Annotated in this window: 19 protein-coding genes and 1 pseudogene; 17 read left to right on the top strand and 3 right to left on the bottom strand. The window is 64.2% G+C overall.

Annotation, left to right across the window (positions count from 1 at the left end; translation table 11 throughout):
* Positions 1–22 precede the first annotated feature (22 nt).
* The 10 genes from rsfS (at position 23) to lipA (ending at position 8,921) form a co-directional block, all read left to right on the top strand.
* Positions 23–364 carry a ribosome silencing factor gene (gene rsfS / locus ACT7DK_RS14410; protein WP_445400304.1) on the top strand — a complete coding sequence of 114 codons (342 nt, stop codon included), beginning with the start codon at positions 23–25 and terminating at the stop codon, positions 362–364.
* Positions 364–834: a 23S rRNA (pseudouridine(1915)-N(3))-methyltransferase RlmH gene (rlmH, locus tag ACT7DK_RS14415; protein ID WP_445400306.1), complete on the top strand. Its 471-nt coding sequence runs from the start codon at positions 364–366 to the stop codon at positions 832–834. The genes rsfS and rlmH overlap by 1 nt, the downstream gene beginning before the upstream one ends.
* A 2-nt stretch (positions 835–836) precedes the next feature.
* Complete coding sequence (gene mrdA / locus ACT7DK_RS14420; protein WP_445400308.1) at positions 837–2,714, top strand: penicillin-binding protein 2; 1,878 nt, start codon at positions 837–839, stop codon at positions 2,712–2,714.
* Positions 2,711–3,814 carry a rod shape-determining protein RodA gene (rodA, locus tag ACT7DK_RS14425; RefSeq protein WP_445400310.1) on the top strand — a complete coding sequence of 368 codons (1,104 nt, stop codon included), beginning with the start codon at positions 2,711–2,713 and terminating at the stop codon, positions 3,812–3,814. Before mrdA ends, rodA begins: the two co-directional genes overlap by 4 nt.
* A 13-nt stretch (positions 3,815–3,827) precedes the next feature.
* Positions 3,828–4,799: a lytic murein transglycosylase B gene (mltB, locus tag ACT7DK_RS14430; protein ID WP_445400312.1), complete on the top strand. Its 972-nt coding sequence runs from the start codon at positions 3,828–3,830 to the stop codon at positions 4,797–4,799.
* Positions 4,783–5,604 carry a septal ring lytic transglycosylase RlpA family protein gene (locus ACT7DK_RS14435; RefSeq protein ID WP_445400314.1) on the top strand — a complete coding sequence of 274 codons (822 nt, stop codon included), beginning with the start codon at positions 4,783–4,785 and terminating at the stop codon, positions 5,602–5,604. Before mltB ends, ACT7DK_RS14435 begins: the two co-directional genes overlap by 17 nt.
* A gap of 72 nt (positions 5,605–5,676) precedes the next feature.
* Positions 5,677–6,843, top strand: a complete 1,167-nt coding sequence (locus tag ACT7DK_RS14440; protein ID WP_445400316.1) for a serine hydrolase — start codon at positions 5,677–5,679, stop codon at positions 6,841–6,843.
* A 189-nt stretch (positions 6,844–7,032) separates the two neighbouring features.
* Positions 7,033–7,296, top strand: a complete 264-nt coding sequence (ybeD, locus tag ACT7DK_RS14445) for a DUF493 family protein YbeD (protein ID WP_445400318.1) — start codon at positions 7,033–7,035, stop codon at positions 7,294–7,296.
* 9 nt (positions 7,297–7,305) lie between these two features.
* Positions 7,306–7,959, top strand: a complete 654-nt coding sequence (lipB, locus tag ACT7DK_RS14450) for a lipoyl(octanoyl) transferase LipB (RefSeq protein ID WP_445400320.1) — start codon at positions 7,306–7,308, stop codon at positions 7,957–7,959.
* Positions 7,956–8,921 carry a lipoyl synthase gene (gene lipA, locus ACT7DK_RS14455; RefSeq protein WP_445400322.1) on the top strand — a complete coding sequence of 322 codons (966 nt, stop codon included), beginning with the start codon at positions 7,956–7,958 and terminating at the stop codon, positions 8,919–8,921. Before lipB ends, lipA begins: the two co-directional genes overlap by 4 nt.
* A 350-nt stretch (positions 8,922–9,271) precedes the next feature.
* Here the strand turns inward: lipA and aroG are convergent, their stop codons facing one another.
* The gene (gene aroG, locus ACT7DK_RS14460) at positions 9,272–10,327 is read right to left on the bottom strand and encodes a 3-deoxy-7-phosphoheptulonate synthase AroG (RefSeq protein ID WP_445400324.1); all 1,056 of its coding nucleotides are present in this window, start codon (positions 10,325–10,327) and stop codon (positions 9,272–9,274) included.
* Between the two features lie 217 nt (positions 10,328–10,544).
* On the opposite strand from aroG, the pseudogene ACT7DK_RS14465 reads away from it, so the two are divergent.
* The 7 genes and pseudogenes from ACT7DK_RS14465 to ACT7DK_RS14495 all read left to right on the top strand — a co-directional run.
* A pseudogene (locus ACT7DK_RS14465) lies at positions 10,545–10,706 on the top strand (DUF2061 domain-containing protein); the annotation flags it as partial.
* Between the two features lie 81 nt (positions 10,707–10,787).
* Positions 10,788–11,189 (top strand): DUF2750 domain-containing protein, encoded by a 402-nt coding sequence (locus ACT7DK_RS14470; protein ID WP_445400326.1) that lies wholly within the window; start codon positions 10,788–10,790, stop codon positions 11,187–11,189.
* Positions 11,189–11,629: a YaiI/YqxD family protein gene (locus ACT7DK_RS14475; RefSeq protein WP_445400328.1), complete on the top strand. Its 441-nt coding sequence runs from the start codon at positions 11,189–11,191 to the stop codon at positions 11,627–11,629. The genes ACT7DK_RS14470 and ACT7DK_RS14475 overlap by 1 nt, the downstream gene beginning before the upstream one ends.
* An 83-nt stretch (positions 11,630–11,712) precedes the next feature.
* Positions 11,713–12,255 (top strand): DUF1439 domain-containing protein, encoded by a 543-nt coding sequence (locus ACT7DK_RS14480; RefSeq protein ID WP_445400330.1) that lies wholly within the window; start codon positions 11,713–11,715, stop codon positions 12,253–12,255.
* A gap of 130 nt (positions 12,256–12,385) precedes the next feature.
* Positions 12,386–12,988 carry a LysE family translocator gene (locus ACT7DK_RS14485; RefSeq protein ID WP_445400332.1) on the top strand — a complete coding sequence of 201 codons (603 nt, stop codon included), beginning with the start codon at positions 12,386–12,388 and terminating at the stop codon, positions 12,986–12,988.
* A gap of 256 nt (positions 12,989–13,244) precedes the next feature.
* Entirely contained in the window at positions 13,245–15,296 is a 2,052-nt protein-coding gene (locus ACT7DK_RS14490) for a protein-disulfide reductase DsbD family protein (protein ID WP_445400334.1), read from the top strand.
* Positions 15,293–15,796, top strand: a complete 504-nt coding sequence (locus tag ACT7DK_RS14495; RefSeq protein ID WP_445400336.1) for a protein disulfide oxidoreductase — start codon at positions 15,293–15,295, stop codon at positions 15,794–15,796. The genes ACT7DK_RS14490 and ACT7DK_RS14495 overlap by 4 nt, the downstream gene beginning before the upstream one ends.
* Before the next feature lie 29 nt (positions 15,797–15,825).
* Here ACT7DK_RS14495 and ACT7DK_RS14500 read toward each other — a convergent pair whose 3' ends face one another.
* Positions 15,826–16,254: a hypothetical protein gene (locus ACT7DK_RS14500; RefSeq protein WP_445400338.1), complete on the bottom strand. Its 429-nt coding sequence runs from the start codon at positions 16,252–16,254 to the stop codon at positions 15,826–15,828.
* Positions 16,255–16,298: 44 nt separating this feature from the next.
* Complete coding sequence (locus ACT7DK_RS14505) at positions 16,299–17,555, bottom strand: glutamate-5-semialdehyde dehydrogenase (protein WP_445400340.1); 1,257 nt, start codon at positions 17,553–17,555, stop codon at positions 16,299–16,301.
* Positions 17,556–17,561 lie beyond the last annotated feature (6 nt).

Below are 17,561 nucleotides of genomic sequence, written 5' to 3' on the forward strand. Positions count from 1 at the left end.
TGGAATCGAGGAGAAAACCCCTTTGCAAGGTAACGAATTGCACGCCTTTGTCGTCGATAAACTCGACGATCTCAAAGCCCGGGACATTCAGGTCCTGGATGTCAGCGGAAAATCCACCATCACCGATTGCATGATCATCTGCTCCGGCAACTCCAGCCGCCACGTCAACGCCATCGCCGAGCACCTGGCCACCGAAGCCAAGCATGCCGGCCTGCACACCCTGGGGGTGGAAGGCAAGGGCGCCGGCGAGTGGGTGCTGGTCGATCTGGGTGAAGTCATAGTACACGTGATGCAGGAAGAAACCCGCGACTTCTACCAACTCGAAAAACTCTGGGGTGGCAGCGCCGTCGGGGTCCCGGCCTGATGAAATTGCAGTTGGTGGCGGTCGGCACCAGGATGCCGGCCTGGGTCTGTGCCGGTTTTCAGGAATATCAGCGACGTTTCCCCCGCGACCTGCCCCTCGAGCTGTCCGAGATCCCGGCCGGCAAGCGGGGCAAAAATGCCGATATCGATCGCATCCTGCACAAGGAAGGCGAACAGATGCTGGCCGCCGTCCCCAAATCGGCCCGCATCGTCACCCTGGACATTCCGGGCCGTCCCTGGACCACGGAACAACTGGCCGAACAACTGACCCGCTGGCAGCTCGACGGCCGGGATACCGCCATCCTGATCGGCGGCCCCGAAGGTCTGGCGCCGGCGTGCAAAGCCGCCGCCGAACAGTCCTGGTCGCTGTCGCCGTTGACCCTGCCCCATCCCCTGGTGCGGGTGGTCGCGGCCGAGAGCCTGTACCGGGCCTGGAGCATCAATAACAACCATCCCTACCACCGAGAATAAGAATGGCAAAAGGCCGGGTAAAGATGCGCGATCACGGCGCCGAATCGTCCCTGTTCTGGCGCCGGGCGCTGATTTCCTTCATCGGCATAGTGCTGCTGATGGGGGTGCTGTTCGCCAACCTCTATCACCTGCAGGTCAACGAGCACCAGACCTATCAGACCCGCTCCAACGACAACCGCATCAAGGTGGTGCCCATCGCCCCCACCCGCGGCCTCATCTACGACCGTAACGGGGTGCTGCTGGCGGAAAACCGCCCCATCTACAGCCTGGAAATCACCCCCGAGCAGGCCCGGGATCTGGAAGGCACCGTCGACGGCCTGATCGCCCTGCTGGAACTGGACCCCGAGATCAAAGAGCGCTTCCTGGCCGACGTGCGCCGCCAGCGCCGCTTCAACCCCATAGTGCTGGTCAGCCGCCTGACCGAAGCCCAGGTGGCCTTGTTCAGTATCAACCAGCACAAGTTTCCGGGCGCCTCGATAGAGGCTTATCTGAAGCGCTTCTACCCCTACGGGGCCACCTTCACCCACGTCATCGGCTATGTGGCCCGCATCAACGATCGGGATCTGGAAAGACTGCGGGAAGAGAACAAGCTGGCCAACTACGCCGCCACCCGGGATATCGGCAAGCTGGGGGTCGAGCGCTACTACGAAGACCTGCTGCACGGCCAGGCCGGCTATCAGGAAGTGGAGGTCAACAACAGGGGCCGGGTGATCCGCACCCTCCAGTACCAGCCGCCCGTCCCCGGCAGCGACATCTACCTGAACATCGACATCGAGCTGCAGCAGCAAGCCCAGCAGCTGATGGCCGACCGGCGCGGCGCGGCGGTGATCATGACGCCCCAGGACGGCAAGGTGCTGGCCCTGGTGTCCAGCCCCAGCTACGACCCCAACCCCTTCGTGCATGGCATCAGCGGCCCCGAATACCGGGCCCTGCTCAACGATCCCAAGCGACCCCTGATCAACAGGGCCAGCCAGGGCATCTACGCCCCCGCGTCCACCGTCAAGCCCATGCTGTCGGTGATGGGGCTGAACGAGGGCGCCTTCACCGCCGGCACCCGCTTCTTCGGCGGTCCCCACTTCCAGATCCCCAACACCAGCCGCAAATTCCGCGACTGGCGGCGCTGGGGCCACGGCTGGATGGACGTGTACCGGGCCATCGAGATCTCGGCCGACACCTTCTATTACGATCTGGCCTACCGGCTGGGCATCGACACCCTGCACGACTACATGACCCGTTTCGGCTTCGGCCAGTTCTCCGGCATCGATCTGCACGAGGAAGCCAGCGGTATCATGCCGTCCCGGGGCTGGAAACAGGCCCGCCACAAGCAGCCCTGGTACCAGGGCGACACCATCTCGGTGGGCATCGGCCAGGGTTACTGGACCGCCACCCCGCTGCAACTGGCCCGGGCCACCGCCATCATGGTGGACAGGGGCGAAACGGTGCATCCGCGCCTGCTGCATGGCATCAAGGGGCCGGACGGCATGATCCCCATGCCGCTCAGCAAGGGCGAGCCCATCGTGCTCAAGCAGGACAGTTTCTGGGATGTGGGCCTGGCCGGCATGTACCGGGTCGTGCACGGCAGCGAGGGCACCGCCCGCCGGGCCTTCCTCGACAGTCCCTACAAGGCCGGCGGCAAATCCGGCACCGCCCAGGTGTTCAGCCTGGCGGAGAACCAGCAGTACGATCACGACAACACCAAGGAGCACCTGCGCGACAATGCCCTGTTCGTGGCCTTCGCCCCCTACGAGAACCCGGAAGTGGTGGTGTCGGTGGTGGTGGAAAACGCCGGTGGAGGCAGCACCCACGCCGCCCCGGTGGCCCGCGCCCTGCTCGATCTCTATATGTTGCCCGCCCTGGCGCAAACCGAGGAGCCCCGATGAATAAGCATCGCCGCCGCCCGCTGTGGGAGCTGCTGCATCTGGACTGGCCGCTGCTGCTTGCCCTGCTGACGCTGCTGGGCGCCAGCATGGCCATCCTCTATTCCGCCACCGGGGAAAACCTCGATGCCGTCACCCGCCAGGGCATGCGCATCGGCCTGTCTCTGGTGGTGATGCTGGTGCTGGCCCAGCTGCCGCCCAGCTTCTATGCCCGCTGGGCGCCGCCGCTGTTCGTGCTCGGCGTCATTCTGCTGGTGCTGGTGCTGCTGGTGGGCGACATCGGCAAGGGAGCCCAACGCTGGCTGGAGGTCGGCGCCTTCCGCTTCCAGCCCTCGGAGATCATGAAGCTGGTGATGCCGATGACCATCGCCGCCTACATCAGCCGTTATCCGCTGCCCCCCAGCCTGCTGCACGTGGCCCTCGCCTTCGGCCTGGTGCTGTTCCCCACCCTGCTGATCGCCAAGCAGCCGGATCTCGGCACCTCGATACTGGTGGCCGCCTCCGGCCTGTTCGTGATCTTCCTGGCGGGCATGTCCTGGCGGCTGATCCTGGCGGCGGCCGTGGCACTGGCCGCCTTTTTGCCGCCGCTCTGGTTCTTCCTGATGCACGACTACCAGAAGCGACGGGTTCTGACTCTGCTCAACCCCGAGAGCGATCCCCTGGGCGCCGGTTATCATATTATCCAGTCCAAGATCGCCATCGGCTCCGGCGGCGTTTGGGGCAAGGGCTGGCTGCAGGGTACCCAGTCCCAGCTGGAATTCCTGCCCGAACGCCATACCGACTTTATTTTCGCGGTGCTGAGCGAGGAATTCGGCCTGGTCGGGGTCAGCCTGCTGATGCTGCTGTACCTCTTTATCATCGGCCGCGGCCTCTATGTTTCGGTCCAGGCCCAGGGCGCCTTTGCCCGCCTGTTGGGTGGCGCCCTGACCCTGACGTTTTTTGTCTATGTGTTCGTCAATATCGGTATGGTCAGTGGCCTGCTGCCGGTGGTGGGCGTGCCCCTGCCGCTGATCAGCTTCGGCGGCACCTCCATGGTGACACTGATGGCCGGATTTGGCATTCTCATGTCCGTTCATACCCATAAGCGCCTGTTGGCGAAATAATAAGGATTACCGAATGCGCCTTGCCCTTCTTTCTGCGGCCGCCCTCCTAACCTCATCCATTCAAGCCACCGAGCTGAACGGCGAGCAGCAGCAATGGCTCGACGAGCTGGCCGGCAAGTTCGAGTTGCCCGTGGCCGAGCTGACCCGGGCCATGGACCAGGCCAACTACCAGCAGAGCATCATCGATGCCATGACCCGGCCGGCGGAAGCCAAACCCTGGCATCAGTACCGCCCCATCTTCCTCACCGAAAAACGGCTGCAGCAAGGGGTGGCATTCTGGCAAGAGCACCAGGAATTGCTGGCGCGGGCCGAGCGCGAGCTGCAGGTGCCGGCGCAGATCATCCTCGCCATCATCGGGGTGGAAACCTTCTATGGCGCCCACATGGGCAGCCACAAGGTGCTGGATGCGCTCTATACCCTGGGCTTCCACTATCCCCCCCGGGGCCCCTTCTTCCGCTCCGAGTTCGGCCACTACCTGCAACTGGCCAAGGAGCAGGGATGGTCGCTGGATGCCCCCAAGGGCTCCTATGCCGGCGCCATGGGCATGGGCCAGTTTATCTCCTCCAGCTACCGCCACTACGCCGTCGACTTCAACGGCGATGGCCATATCAACCTGTTCGAGGCGACCGATGCCATCGGCAGCGTGGCCAACTATTTCCACGAACACCGCTGGCAATGGGGCGAGGATGTCGCCTATCCGGCCATGGTCACCAACGTTGAAGCCGCCGAGGCGTTGCTGAGCCCGACCCTGGAGCTCAATCACAGCTGGGCCGAGCTGGTCGCCGCCGGTGTGCTGATAGAGCCGGAGCTGGACGCCGGCACTCCGGTGAAACTGATCAGGCTGGATGGCGTCGAGGGGCCGGAATACTGGGTGGTACGGCATAACTTTTACGTCATTACCCGCTATAATCGCAGTCCTTTGTATGCCATGGCCGTCTATCAACTGAGTGAGCAGATCAAACAGGCTTATGAACAATCTCACTAAACACCTGCTTCCGCTGGCCGCCCTTTGGCTGGCGGCCTGCAGCAACCAGCCGCAACAGCACCAGGGCAAGGACGCCGCCTGGGACAAGGAAACCGCCGGCGGTCGTTATGCCCTGCGCCAGGACAGGGCGCCCAAGACACCGCCCAACCTGGATCATGTCAAGGACGCCGAGCCCCGCTACGAGCCCTACAGCCGCCAGGGCAACAAGGATTACAACGTCTGGGGCCAGGATTATGCGGTGTGGCGGGACGTGGAAAACTACAAGGATGAAGGCCTGGCCTCATGGTACGGCTCCAAGTTCCACGGTTACCATACCTCCAACGGCGAGGTGTACGACATGTACACCATGACCGCGGCCCACAAGCACCTGCCGTTGCCTTCCTTCGTGCGGGTGACCAACACCAGCAACGGCAAGCAGGTGGTGGTGCGGGTCAACGATCGCGGTCCCTTCCACGGGGGGCGCGTCATCGACCTGTCCTACGCCGCCGCCTACAAGCTCGGTATGCTGGAAACCGGTACGGCGCCGGTGAAGGTGGAACTGATCAAGGTGGCGCCCAGCGGCCAGGAAACACGGCTGGCCCAGGCCCATAGCGGCCGCCATATCCAGTTGCTGGCCACCCGTTCCGCCGGTGCCGCCAAGGAGCTTGCCGCCCGTCTGAGCAAAGAGTATGGTTTCCCCGCCCGGGTGGAGCGCCGCTCGGAGTGGTACCGGCTGCAGATGGGCCCGATACCGGTCAGTAAAACAGAAGACACCCTGGCTCGGCTGATCGCCGAAGGTTACTCCCAGGCCTATGTCTTGAACTAATCGTCCTTAATCTTCATCTTACAACCGGCAGTTATTGCCTATTAAAACAGGGATCCGACAGACGTGATGCGCATGGTTAACACTCTCCCCTCTTTGTTTCTTGCCGGCCTGGTGTCGTTTTCGGCGCAGGCCCAGACGGCAGCTCCCATGATCCCCGAGCCGCCGGCCATCGCCGCCAAGTCCTACGTGCTGATGGACTATGCCAGCGGCCAGGTACTGGTGTCCCAGAACGCCCATGAGCCGTTGCCGCCGGCCAGCCTGACCAAGATGATGACCTCCTATATCCTGGGCCAGGCGCTGCAGGAAGGTAAGGTCAAGCGGGAAGACATGGTGACCGTCAGCGAGGCCGCCTGGGCCCAGAACTTCCCCGGCTCCTCGGTGATGTTTCTGGAGGTGGGCAAACAGGTCAGCATCGACGACCTGAACCGGGGCATCATCATCCAGTCCGGCAACGACGCCACCATCGCCGTGGCCGAACACCTGGCCGGCAGCGTCAACTCCTTCGCCGACCTGATGAACTCCTGGGCCGCCCGCCTGGGGATGAAGGACAGCCACTTCGTCACCCCCCACGGCCTGCACAGCGACGACATGGTCACCACCGCCTACGACATGGCGCTGCTCGGCCAGGCGCTGATCCGCGATGTACCCGAGGAATATGCCATCTATGCGGAGAAGTCCTTCAGCTTCAACGGCATCACCCAGCACAACCGCAATTCGCTGCTGTGGGATCAGTCCCTGAACGTGGACGGCATCAAGACCGGCCACGTTGATGAAGTGGGCTACAACCTGGTGTCTTCCGCCACCAAGGACGACATGCGCCTGATCGCCGTGGTGATGGGCGCCGCCAACGAGCGGGTGCGGGCCGCCGAGAGCAAGAAGCTGCTGACCTACGGTTTCCGCTTCTACCAGACCCTGACCCCCTACCAGGCCGGCACCAAGCTGCTCGACCAGCGCATCTGGATGGGCGACAAGAGCAACGTCGCCCTGGGCGTGGACAAGACGGTGGCGGTGACCATCCCCCGCGGCCAGGCCCAGAGCCTGCAGGCCGATTTCACCCTCGACCAGGCGCTGAAGGCGCCCCTGGCCAAGGGCGAACAGGTCGGCACCCTGCACCTCAAGCTGGCCGGCGAAGATGTCGTCACCCTGCCCCTGGTGGCGCTGGAGGACGTCGAGCAGGGCGGGTTGTTCAGCCGTCTCGTCGACTACATCAGGCTGCTGATCCAGGGCCTGTTCAACTGAGTTGAGCCCTCACTTTCACGCCGAGAGCCGGAAGACCCAGGTCTTCCGGCTTTTTACTTCCGGCCCCGACGCCATGACCTTGCAACTTGCCGGTTTTAGAACAACCGGTTTTGTGATAAAAATGCGGCACGGGTTGTGGAAATGCTTTCCGCCAACCACCGAAGAACACCGCACGTTGTAAAGGTTGCCATGAACACCAAATTTGATGAGCTGCTCGAATTCCCCTGCCGTTTCCCGTTCAAGGTGCTGGGCCTGGCCGACGCCCGCCTGCCCGACATGGTGGTGGCTGTCCTGCAGCAGCATGCCCCCGGCGATTACAGCCCTCAGATCCGCCCCAGCAGCAAGGGCAACTACCATGCGGTCACCGTGCACGTCACGGTACACAGCAAGGAGCAGGTGGAGCGGCTCTATCAGGAGCTGGGCAAGCTTGAGCTGGTCAAGTACGTACTCTAGGACGCCGTCATGCAGCAGGATCATCTCACCGTCAGGCATTGGGGACAGGCCTCCTACGAGCATGTGTGGCATACCATGCAGATCTTTACCGATCGGCGGGATGAACACACCGAAGATGAGTTCTGGCTGGTGGAGCACCTGCCGGTGTTCACCCAGGGCCAGGCCGGCAAGGCCGAGCACGTGCTGAATCCCGGCGACATTCCCCTGGTACAGACCGACAGGGGCGGCCAGGTCACCTATCATGGTCCCGGTCAGCTGGTGCTCTATCTGCTGCTGGACGTGCGCCGCAAGAAGCTGGGGGTACGCAACCTGGTCACCGCCATGGAAAGCGCCATCGTCACCCTGCTGGCCCAGTACCAGATTGAAGCCCATGCCAAGCCCGATGCTCCCGGCGTCTATGTGGGCGCCAGCAAGATAGCGTCGCTGGGCCTGCGGGTACGCCGCGGCTGCTCTTTCCACGGCCTGGCCCTCAACGTCAACATGGACCTGACTCCCTTCCTGCGCATCAACCCCTGCGGCTACGCCGGTATGGCCATGACCCAGTGCTGTGCCCTAGGCGGCCCCCAGAACCTTGAAGAAGCCCAGTCCCGGCTGGTACCCTTGCTGGCAGAGCAGCTTGGTTACCAACATCTCTACTACACCACCGAGAAACTGAAATTATGAGCAAACCTGTACGCGTCGAGCCCGGCGTAAAATTGCGTGACGCCGACAAGATGGCCCTGATCCCGGTCAAGTACATGCCGGAAGCGGAAGAGGAAGTGTTGCGCAAGCCGGAGTGGATGAAGATCAAGCTTCCTCCCAGCAACCAGCGCATACAGGGGCTCAAGAACATCATGCGCGAGAACAAGCTGCATTCGGTGTGCGAGGAGGCCTCCTGCCCCAACCTGCCCGAGTGCTTCAACCACGGCACCGCCACCTTCATGATCCTGGGCGCCATCTGTACCCGCCGCTGCCCCTTCTGCGACGTGGCGCACGGCCGTCCGCTGGCGCCGGATCCGGAAGAGCCGGCCAAGCTGGCCAAGACCATCAAGGAGCTGGGCCTGAAATACGTGGTGATCACCTCGGTGGATCGGGACGATCTGCGCGACGGCGGCGCCCAGCATTTCGCCGACTGCATCCGCGCCATCCGCGAGCAGAGCCCCAACACCAAGATCGAGATCCTGACCCCGGACTTCCGCGGCCGCATGGACACCGCGCTGGAGATCCTCAAGGACACCCCGCCCGACGTGTTCAACCACAACCTGGAAACCGCCCCGCGCCTGTACCGGGTAGCCCGCCCCGGCGCCGACTACAAGTGGTCGCTGGAGCTGCTGCGCCGGTTCAAGGAAATACATCCCCAGGTGGCCACCAAGTCCGGCCTGATGATGGGCCTGGGCGAGACCAACGAGGAAATCGTGGAGGTGCTCAAGGACCTGCGCGAGCACAACGTCACCATGCTGACCCTGGGCCAGTACCTGCAGCCCAGCCGCCACCACCTGCCGGTGAAGCGCTACGTGCCGCCCGCCGAGTTCGACGAGCTGAAAGCCGTGGCCGACAGCATCGGTTTCAGCCACGCCGCCTGTGGCCCCTTCGTCCGCTCTTCCTACCATGCGGATCTGCAAGCCCAAGGCGTGGAAGTGAAATAAATACGTGAGGGGTGAGGTATCGCCGCCAGCCTGACCACAAAAAAGGAGCCGAAAGGCTCCTTTTTGCTGGCGCTCCTGATTACCGTCGGGAGCAATAAAATCGGCCCAAGGACGGACTCCACCGACACGCTGTGAATACATCCCTGTACGCTCGCACATGCCAAAACAGGCGGACTGAGGGAACGGCTCCGCCGGCCCTCCGCGCCAGGGAAGGCGCGGCGGAGTCCCCATGGATGGGTTTACGGCGTGCCGGTGGAGTCGGCCCTCTGGCCGCCTCTCCGGGGAGAATCAGAGCATATCGATACTAAAAAGGAGCCTTTCGGCTCCTTTTTTAATGTGCAACTATCGGCTCAGGCCTGGCGGCGGGCGGTGACCGCATCGGCCAGTTGGGCCAGCAGGGCCGCGGTGTCTTCCCAGCCGATGCAGGCGTCGGTGATGCTCTGGCCGAAAGTCAGCGGCTTGCCTTCCTCCAGATCCTGGCGTCCGGCCACCAGGTGGCTTTCCACCATTACCCCCATGATGGCCTGCTGGCCGGCGGCCAACTGACCACAGACGTCCTCGCACACCACCATCTGGCGCTGGTACTGCTTGCTGCTGTTGGCGTGGCTGAAGTCGATCATCAGTTTCTGCGGCAGGCCGGCCTTGTCCAGCCCGTCGCACACCGCCGCCACGTGTTCGGCGCTGTAGTTCGGCTCCTTGCCGCCCCGCAGTATGATGTGGCAGTCCGGGTTGCCGGCGGTGGCGACGATGGCGGAATGGCCGTACTTGGTCACCGACAGGAAGTGATGCGAGGCGCTGGCGGCGCCGATGGCATCCACCGCCACCTTGATGGTGCCGTCGGTACCGTTCTTGAAGCCCACCGGACAGGACAGGCCAGAGGCCAGCTCCCGGTGCACCTGGGATTCGGTGGTGCGCGCACCGATGGCGCCCCAGCTCATCAGATCCGCCACGTACTGGGGCGTGATCATGTCGAGGAACTCGCTGGCGGTGGGCAGGCCCAGATCGTTCAGATCCAGCAACAGTTTGCGGCCGATGCGCAGGCCGTCGTTGATCTGGAAGCTGTTATCCAGGTAGGGATCGTTGATCAATCCCTTCCAGCCGACGGTGGTACGCGGCTTCTCGAAGTAGACCCGCATCACGATTTCGAGCCGGTCGGCGTACTGGTCGCGCAGCGGCTTGAGGCGCTTGCCGTACTCCACCGCCGCCGCCGGATCGTGGATGGAGCAGGGCCCGATCACCACCAGCAGGCGGTCGTCCTCGCCGGTGAGGATGCGGTGAATGGCCTGGCGGGATTCGAACACCGTGGTAGAGGCGGTATCGGTGGCCGGGTATTTCTCCAGCACCGCTATCGGCGGCAGCAGTTCTTTGATCTCGTTGATGCGGATATCGTCGGTTTGAAAATGCATGGGCAACCCTGATTGCTGTACTGAGCCATGGGCTCGTTTTTATCGGAAAAGACTGAATTCAATCTATCCCGAGCAAGGGCCGGCTGTAAACGCCCGATTGCCCGCCGGGGCCATTTGTTTGATAGGAACGGTCAATGAAATCGATAAAAAACAACAGCTGGATAATATAGTGAGAACTATTATCATTTAAATCATATCCCAGTCGGAGAACGTCATCATGTACAAGACCATCACCTTTGCCCTTGTGCACTTTACCGTCGCCTTCACCGTGGCCTGGCTGCTGTCCGGCGATGTGCTGGTCGGCGGCCTCATCGCCCTGGTCGAGCCCATGGTCAACACCGTCGCCTACTTCTTCCATGAAAAGGCATGGAGCAAATTCGGCCGCCGCCGCCGCTTTAAGCTGGACAACCAGGGTCTCCGGGTGTGAACATGCGGGAAAAACACCGGACGAGACAGCACCATGAGCTATACCCTCAGCGCCGCCGACAAGGCGGCCGCCCAGACCATGCAAGACGATGAACGCTTCAACCATTTCGTGGCTCGGGTGTGCGAACACCAGGAGCTGTGGATCCTCACCGACGAGCACGGCTGCATGATGCTGACCTCGGATGACGACGAGGACTGCATCCCGGTCTGGCCCCATCCCGACTACGCCAGGGACTGGGCGGTGGACGACTGGAGCCAGTGCAAGCCCGAAGCCATCAGCCTCCAGGTATGGCTGGCCCGCTGGGTGCCCGGCATGGAAGAAGACGAGCTGCTGGTGGCGGTGTTCCCCACCGCCGACGCCACCGGGGTGGTGGTCGACCCTTACGAGCTGAAAGACGCCATCGAGCGCAAGCGGGCACTGGGGCGGCGCAACTGATGCAGCTCTGGGTCGATGCGGACGCCTGCCCCAGGGTCATCCGCGACATTCTGTTCCGCGCCGCCGAGCGCACGCAAACCCCGCTCGTCCTGGTGGCCAACCACCCCCTGCCCCTGCCCGCCTCCCGGCTGGTCAGGCAGGTACAGGTGGCCAAGGGCTTCGATATCGCCGACAACGAAATCGTGGCCCGGCTCGAGCCCGGCGATATCCTCATTACCAGCGATATCCCGCTGGCCGCCGAGGCCCTGGACAAGGGCGCCCGGGTGCTGAGCCCGCGCGGCGAGCGCTTCGACCGGGGTACCATCCGGGCCAAGCTCACCATGCGCGATTTTATGGAGACCCTGCGCGCCAGCGGGGTCCAGACCGGGGGGCCGCCCAGCCTGAGCCCCGCCGACCGCCAGGCCTTCGCCAACCAGCTGGATCAACTGCTGCGCCAGTAGTTGCCTGAAGACCGCCCCCGGCCGGCTGTGTTGTACGCCGGCCGGGCTTACACTGCCGACCCCGAGCTTCCTGGAGATGTACCATGTTCAAGCCCCTTGTTGTCCTCTTTTCCCTGCTGCTGAGTGCCTGCGCCGGCATCAGCCAGTACAGCGTGGCGGAAAGCGAGATAGAAAGATCCCTCTACACCCTGCTGGAAGAGCAGGCACCACGCTTCACCCAGGGCCTGGTGCAGACCCGGGTCGACAACCTGGATCTGCAGATAGGTCCCGACAGCCGTCAGGTGGTGCGCCTGAACCTCAAGGGCGAAACCGCCATCAACGCCCTGGTGGCCCGTATCCCTGCCCAGCTCGACCTGGCGATAGAGGGGCGTCCGGTTTACGACCGCCAGCAGAATGCCATCTTTATCCGCGACCTCAACCTGCTGCAGAGCAAGGTGGATGCCTTCGGCTACCGTGGCGACATGGCCGCCGCCTCCGCCGGCATGATGCAGTTGGTGCGTGCCGTGCTCGAAAACCAGCCGGTCTACCGGCTCGACGACAGCCGCTACGGCTGGCTGAAGACGGTGCCGGTGGCCATGGACATCCAGCCCGGCCAACTGGTGTTCAGTCCCCGCTTCAGCGACTAGGCTGTGGCGGGGCTGGAGGACTGGCAGGATTTTCCACAGCCCGATCTCTGGTCTTTCTCCCAAAATGACGTACATTATGGGCAGTCGCTAAAGATACACAGGCAGGTGTCCTATTAATACTGCAGTCTTGATGGTGTTTATCCCCACCTTTTTCTTCGTGTCGGTGACCCCCGGCATGTGCATGACCCTGGCCCTGTCGCTCGGCATGACGGTGGGCGTGCGGCGGGCGCTGTGGATGATGCTGGGCGAGCTGGTCGGCGTGGGCCTGGTGGCCTGCCTGGCGGTGATCGGGGTGGCCGCCCTGATGCTGCAATATCCCCAGCTGTTCCTGCTGCTCAAGTATGGCGGCGGCCTCTATCTGGCCTGGCTCGGCATCCAGCTGTGGCGCTCCAAGGGCAAGCTGGCCCTGAGCCCGGTGGATGCCGGACCCCGCCATATCCCAATCCCCACCCTGGTCAGCCAGGGCTTTATCACCGCCATCGCCAATCCCAAGGGCTGGGCCTTCTTCATCGCCCTGCTGCCGCCCTTTATCAATAACCAGGCACCCCTGGCCGGGCAACTGGTCACCCTGGTGGCCATCATACTGGTGCTGGAGTTCCTCTGCCTGCTGCTCTACGCCAGCGGCGGCCGGACCCTGAGCCGGGTATTGATGCAAAAGGGCAAGGTGCAGTTGATGAACCGCATCGCCGGTTCCCTGATGCTGGGCGTGGCCCTGTGGCTGGCGGTCGGCTGATGCGAAAATATGCCGCTGGCCCTGTTGTAATTCACTGTTCCGAACAGTAAATCACTGCCGGCAGCGGCCGGGTGCTGCTAAGCAGACCCTCCGCGCCAGGGATGGCGCAGCGGAGCCTCCATGGATGGGTTCACGGCGTGTCTGCGTGCGGGGCCCGGTCGATGTAGCACTATTAGGATCAGTTATTTACCTGTGTCGGGAATAGCGATTGACGCCGCTCTTTTGTAAGCTTGCGTTAACCGACCGGAGACCCTTAGTGAACAGAATCCTTGCCTTGCTGTTGCTGCTGCTCCTGCCGCAGCCCACCTTGCTCGCCGCCGATACCGGCTGGCTGCAGGCCCCCGAACACCCGCCGGTACAGGTGCGGCTGGTGCAGACCGGTCCCTTCGATGCCGCCGCCAACCATTATCCGGCCCTGCTGCAGGTGCGCCTGGCCGACGACTGGAAAACCTACTGGCGCTCCCCCGGCGAGGGTGGCATCGCCCCCCGGCTGGACTGGCAGTCGTCCGCCAACCTGCTCGGCGTGGACTGGCGATGGCCCCTGCCCGAACGCTTTACCCTGCTCGGGGTGGAAACCCAGGGCTACCGGCGGGACGTGGATTTTCCCCTGCAACTGACGCCGGCCGACGGCTCCCTGCCGGTGCGACTCGACGCCACCCTCACCCTGCCGAGCTGCACCACCATCTGTGTGCTCACCGACTATCACCTGCAGCTGGATCTGGCCCCGGATGTTGTCGTTGCCGACGAGGCCCTCTACCACCGCTATCAACAGGCGGTATCCCGGGTGCCCCGGCCCGCCAGCCTGGTAAAGGCACAGCGGCTGGTGTGGGACAAGGCACAACAGCAGTTGGCGGTCAGCCTGCACAACCCCCGCGGCTGGCGGCAACCGGCGGTGTTCGTGGACGAGCTGGACAACGGCATCTTCAGCCAGCCCCGGCTCAGTATCGAAGGCGAACGGCTGGAAGCCCGCTTCAAGGTCGGCAGTTGGGATCCCGAGCTGGATCTGAACCAGCAGGTGGTGGTGATCACCGCCACCGACGAGGGCCTGGCGGAAGAGCTGGCCGGACCGATAGAAGCCGGGGTGCTGCCGCCGCCCGTCGCCGCCCAGGTTTCCCTGCCCCTGGTCTTGCTCTACGCCCTGCTCGGCGGCCTGGTGCTCAACATCATGCCCTGTGTGCTGCCGGTGCTGGGGCTCAAGCTGAACGGCCTGCTGCTGGGCCACCGCTCCCGGGCCGACGTGCGCCGTCCGCTGCTGCTGTCCGCCGCCGGCATACTGCTGTCGTTCTGGTTGCTGGCCGGTTTCATGCTGGCCCTGACCTGGTCCGGCGCCCAGCTCGGCTGGGGCATTCAGTTCCAGCAGCCCGCGTTTATCGGCTTCATGCTGATGGTCACCGCCCTGTTCTCCCTCAACCTGTTCGGCCTGTTCGAACTGCACCTGCCCTCGGGCCTGAGTACCTGGCTGGCCACCCGCACCGGCCGTGGCAGCGGCCATCTGCTGCAGGGCATGTTCGCCACCCTGCTCGCCACCCCCTGCAGCGCCCCCTTCCTGGGCACGGCGGTGGCGGTGGCCCTGGCCTCTTCCCCCCTGGTGCTGATCGCCATCTTCACCGGCCTGGGAGTGGGCATGGCCCTGCCCTGGCTGCTGCTGGCCCTGTTCCCCGGCTTTATCCGGCTGCTGCCCAGACCCGGAGCCTGGATGCTGAAGGTGAAGTGGCTGTTCGGACTGATGCTGCTGGCCACCAGCCTGTGGCTGCTGTCCCTGCTCAGGCCCGCTATCGGTACGCCAGCCAGCCTGGCGCTGCTGGCCCTGCTGGCGCTGTTGGCGCTGTGGTCTTTACTGCACCGCCATGGTACCCGGGGGCTCCTGTTCGGCCTGGCCGGCCTGCTGCTGCTCGGCGCTCTGGGCGGCAGCCTGGCCCTGCTGACCCAGTCCCGCTGGGTCAGTCCGGTCAAGGATGAACTGGCCTGGCAACCGCTGGATCCCGCCCGCATCGCGCGGGAGGTAGCGGCGGGCAAGCGGGTATTCGTGGACATCACCGCCGACTGGTGCATCACCTGCCAGGCCAACAAGATAGGGGTACTGTTGCGGGAGCCGGTCTACGGCGCCCTGCAGCAAGAGGATCTGGTGCTGATGCGCGGCGACTGGACCCGCCCCGACGGCATGATCACCGACTACCTGCGCCAGCACGGCCGGGCCGGCATCCCCTTCAACCAGGTGTTCGGTCCCGGTCGGCCCGATGGCCGGGAGCTGGACGTGCTGCTGACCACCAACCAGGTGATGGACGCCCTCGCCGAGGCGCGGCGATGAGCCGGCCCTGGCGAAAGCGACTGCGCTCCGCCGTCGGTTATCTGCTGTTGCTGGCGGTGGTGGTGACGGCGGTGGATCTGTGGCGCAACCGGGACATGCCGACGGCGCTGGCGGTACTCGGTCCCCTGGCCACCCTGGAAGGGGAAACCATCAACCTGGCCGAGCTCAGCCGGGAACAGCCGGTGCTGATCTATGTATGGGCCAGTTGGTGCGGGGTCTGCCGCTTCATCTCCCCCATGGTCGACCTGGTGGGCGACCCCGTGCTCAGCATCACCATCGCCTCGGGCCCGGACGCCCGGGTGGCGGGCTACATGGCCCACCACGGCTACGACTTTGCGGTGGTCAACGACGGGCACAACCAGTTGGCCCGCCGTCTCGGCATCAAGGCCACCCCCACCCTGATGGTGGCAAGTAAAGGCGAGCTCGAGTATGCCACCACCGGCTTCACCACCCTGCCTGGCATGTACCTGAGGTTATGGCTGGCGAAAATCAGGAGCTGAGGACGGGATAAGCTCCCCAATCCCTGAACTTAAAACAATACCCGCCGGCCCTTGATGCAGTCCCGGCACACCGGCTCGCCCTGCAGGGAGCCGAGCATTTCGGGCGCACAATGCTTGCCGCAGCTGCTGCATTCCCGGAACGACTTGAGCCGGAGCGCTATGGTGTCCTCCACCAGCGCCAGCAATTGCTCCAGGCTGCCATTATGCTCCTCCACCACCCCCTGGAAGCGGGGCTTGGCGGTGTGAATGTCGTGATGGCGCCATTCCGTGGCCGGCAGCAGCACTTCCGCCCGGTCGTGCTGAAAGGAGACGATGGCCAGGGTCGGCTCACCGATAAACAGCGTCTGCGCCCCCCGCACCGGATAGCACAGGCGGGACTTCAGGTGCTGTCGCCACGACTCCAGCGTCGGCGACAGCGGCATCGCCAGCAGCAGGGCATCCAGCAGCTTGGATGGCATAACATCCCCCTCTCAATCTCGCCCCGGCCGGGCCGGGGCAGCCGTTACTGGCGGATCAGGTAATCCGCCTGACCAATCCACTTGTAGCTGGTCAGCTCTTCCAGCCCCATGGGGCCGCGGGCATGCAGCTTCTGGGTGGACACCGCCACCTCGGCGCCGAGGCCGAACTGGGCGCCGTCGGTAAAGCGGGTAGAGGCGTTCACGTACACCGCCGCCGAGGGCGCGCCGTTGATAAAGCGCTCGGCGCTGGCCAGGCTGTTGGTGAGGATGGCGTCGGAATGGCTGGCGTTGTAGGCGCGCAGATGGGCCAGCGCCTCGCTCACATCGCTCACCAGCTTGACCCCCAGGGTCAGGCTCAGCCACTCGGTATCGAAATCCCCGTCGGCGGCAGGCCGCACCTTGGCGGCGCCGGACTGCAGCAGGGCCTGGGCCTCCTCATCGGCCACCAGTTCCACCCCTTTCTCGGCCATGCGCTCGCTCAGGCGAGGCAGCAGCTCGGCCGCCACCGCCCGGTGTACCAGCAGGGTATCCAGGGCGTTGCAGGCGCTCGGCCTGTGGGTCTTGGCGTTGTCGATCACCTCGATGGCGCGCACCAGGTCGGCGCTCTCGTCCACGAAGGTGTGGCTGATGCCGAAGCCGCCGATGATCACCGGAATGGTGGACTGCTCCTTGCACAGCTGGTGCAGGCCGGGACCGCCGCGGGGAATGATCATGTCCACGTACTTGTCGAGCCGGAGCAGGCCGCTCACCCACTCCCGGCCCGGCTCACCGATGTATTGCACGCAGCCTTCCGGCAGCCGGCTCACCGCCAGCGCCTGGCGGATCACCTTGACCAGCTCCTGGTTGGTATGGAACGTCTCCCGGCCGCCGCGCAGTATGCTGGCGTTGCCGGTCTTGAGGCAGAGGGCGGCGATGTCGATGGTGACGTTGGGCCGGGCCTCGTAAATCACCCCCACCACCCCGAGCGGCACCCGCCGGCGCGACAACCGCATGCCGTTTTCCAGCACCCGGGACTCCAGCTCGGCACCCACCGGATCCGGCAGCCGGACCACGTTGCGCACGTCGTCGGCGATGGCCTTGAGCCGGGCCGGGTTCAGCATCAGCCGATCCAGCATGGCCTCGTTGATGCCGTTTTCCCGGGCAGCCTGCAGATCTTTTTCGTTGGCCGCCAGTATGGCGTCGGTGCCCGCTTCCAGGGCCTCGGCCATCGCCAGCAGGGCGGCGTTCTTGGCCGCGGTCGGGGTTTCGGCCAGGATAAAGGCGGCGTCGCGGGCCGCCTGGCCCATTTGTTCCAGGTTCATAGTCAT

The organism is Zobellella sp. An-6 (genome assembly GCF_052487945.1).

What these genes read in the sequence shown, in the direction of transcription:
- ACT7DK_RS14475 (WP_445400328.1), top strand. Translation starts at nt 11,189, where the DNA reads ATGCAGCTCTGGGTCGATGCGGACGCCTGCCCCAGGGTCATCCGCGAC.
- aroG (WP_445400324.1), bottom strand. Translation starts at nt 10,327, where the DNA reads ATGCATTTTCAAACCGACGATATCCGCATCAACGAGATCAAAGAACTG.
- rodA (WP_445400310.1), top strand. Translation starts at nt 2,711, where the DNA reads ATGAATAAGCATCGCCGCCGCCCGCTGTGGGAGCTGCTGCATCTGGAC.
- mltB (WP_445400312.1), top strand. Translation starts at nt 3,828, where the DNA reads ATGCGCCTTGCCCTTCTTTCTGCGGCCGCCCTCCTAACCTCATCCATT.
- ACT7DK_RS14435 (WP_445400314.1), top strand. Translation starts at nt 4,783, where the DNA reads ATGAACAATCTCACTAAACACCTGCTTCCGCTGGCCGCCCTTTGGCTG.
- ACT7DK_RS14470 (WP_445400326.1), top strand. Translation starts at nt 10,788, where the DNA reads ATGAGCTATACCCTCAGCGCCGCCGACAAGGCGGCCGCCCAGACCATG.
- ACT7DK_RS14485 (WP_445400332.1), top strand. Translation starts at nt 12,386, where the DNA reads ATGGTGTTTATCCCCACCTTTTTCTTCGTGTCGGTGACCCCCGGCATG.
- ACT7DK_RS14440 (WP_445400316.1), top strand. Translation starts at nt 5,677, where the DNA reads ATGGTTAACACTCTCCCCTCTTTGTTTCTTGCCGGCCTGGTGTCGTTT.
- ybeD (WP_445400318.1), top strand. Translation starts at nt 7,033, where the DNA reads ATGAACACCAAATTTGATGAGCTGCTCGAATTCCCCTGCCGTTTCCCG.
- ACT7DK_RS14480 (WP_445400330.1), top strand. Translation starts at nt 11,713, where the DNA reads ATGTTCAAGCCCCTTGTTGTCCTCTTTTCCCTGCTGCTGAGTGCCTGC.
- ACT7DK_RS14495 (WP_445400336.1), top strand. Translation starts at nt 15,293, where the DNA reads ATGAGCCGGCCCTGGCGAAAGCGACTGCGCTCCGCCGTCGGTTATCTG.
- lipA (WP_445400322.1), top strand. Translation starts at nt 7,956, where the DNA reads ATGAGCAAACCTGTACGCGTCGAGCCCGGCGTAAAATTGCGTGACGCC.
- ACT7DK_RS14500 (WP_445400338.1), bottom strand. Translation starts at nt 16,254, where the DNA reads ATGCCATCCAAGCTGCTGGATGCCCTGCTGCTGGCGATGCCGCTGTCG.
- rlmH (WP_445400306.1), top strand. Translation starts at nt 364, where the DNA reads ATGAAATTGCAGTTGGTGGCGGTCGGCACCAGGATGCCGGCCTGGGTC.
- lipB (WP_445400320.1), top strand. Translation starts at nt 7,306, where the DNA reads ATGCAGCAGGATCATCTCACCGTCAGGCATTGGGGACAGGCCTCCTAC.
- mrdA (WP_445400308.1), top strand. Translation starts at nt 837, where the DNA reads ATGGCAAAAGGCCGGGTAAAGATGCGCGATCACGGCGCCGAATCGTCC.
- ACT7DK_RS14505 (WP_445400340.1), bottom strand. Translation starts at nt 17,555, where the DNA reads ATGAACCTGGAACAAATGGGCCAGGCGGCCCGCGACGCCGCCTTTATC.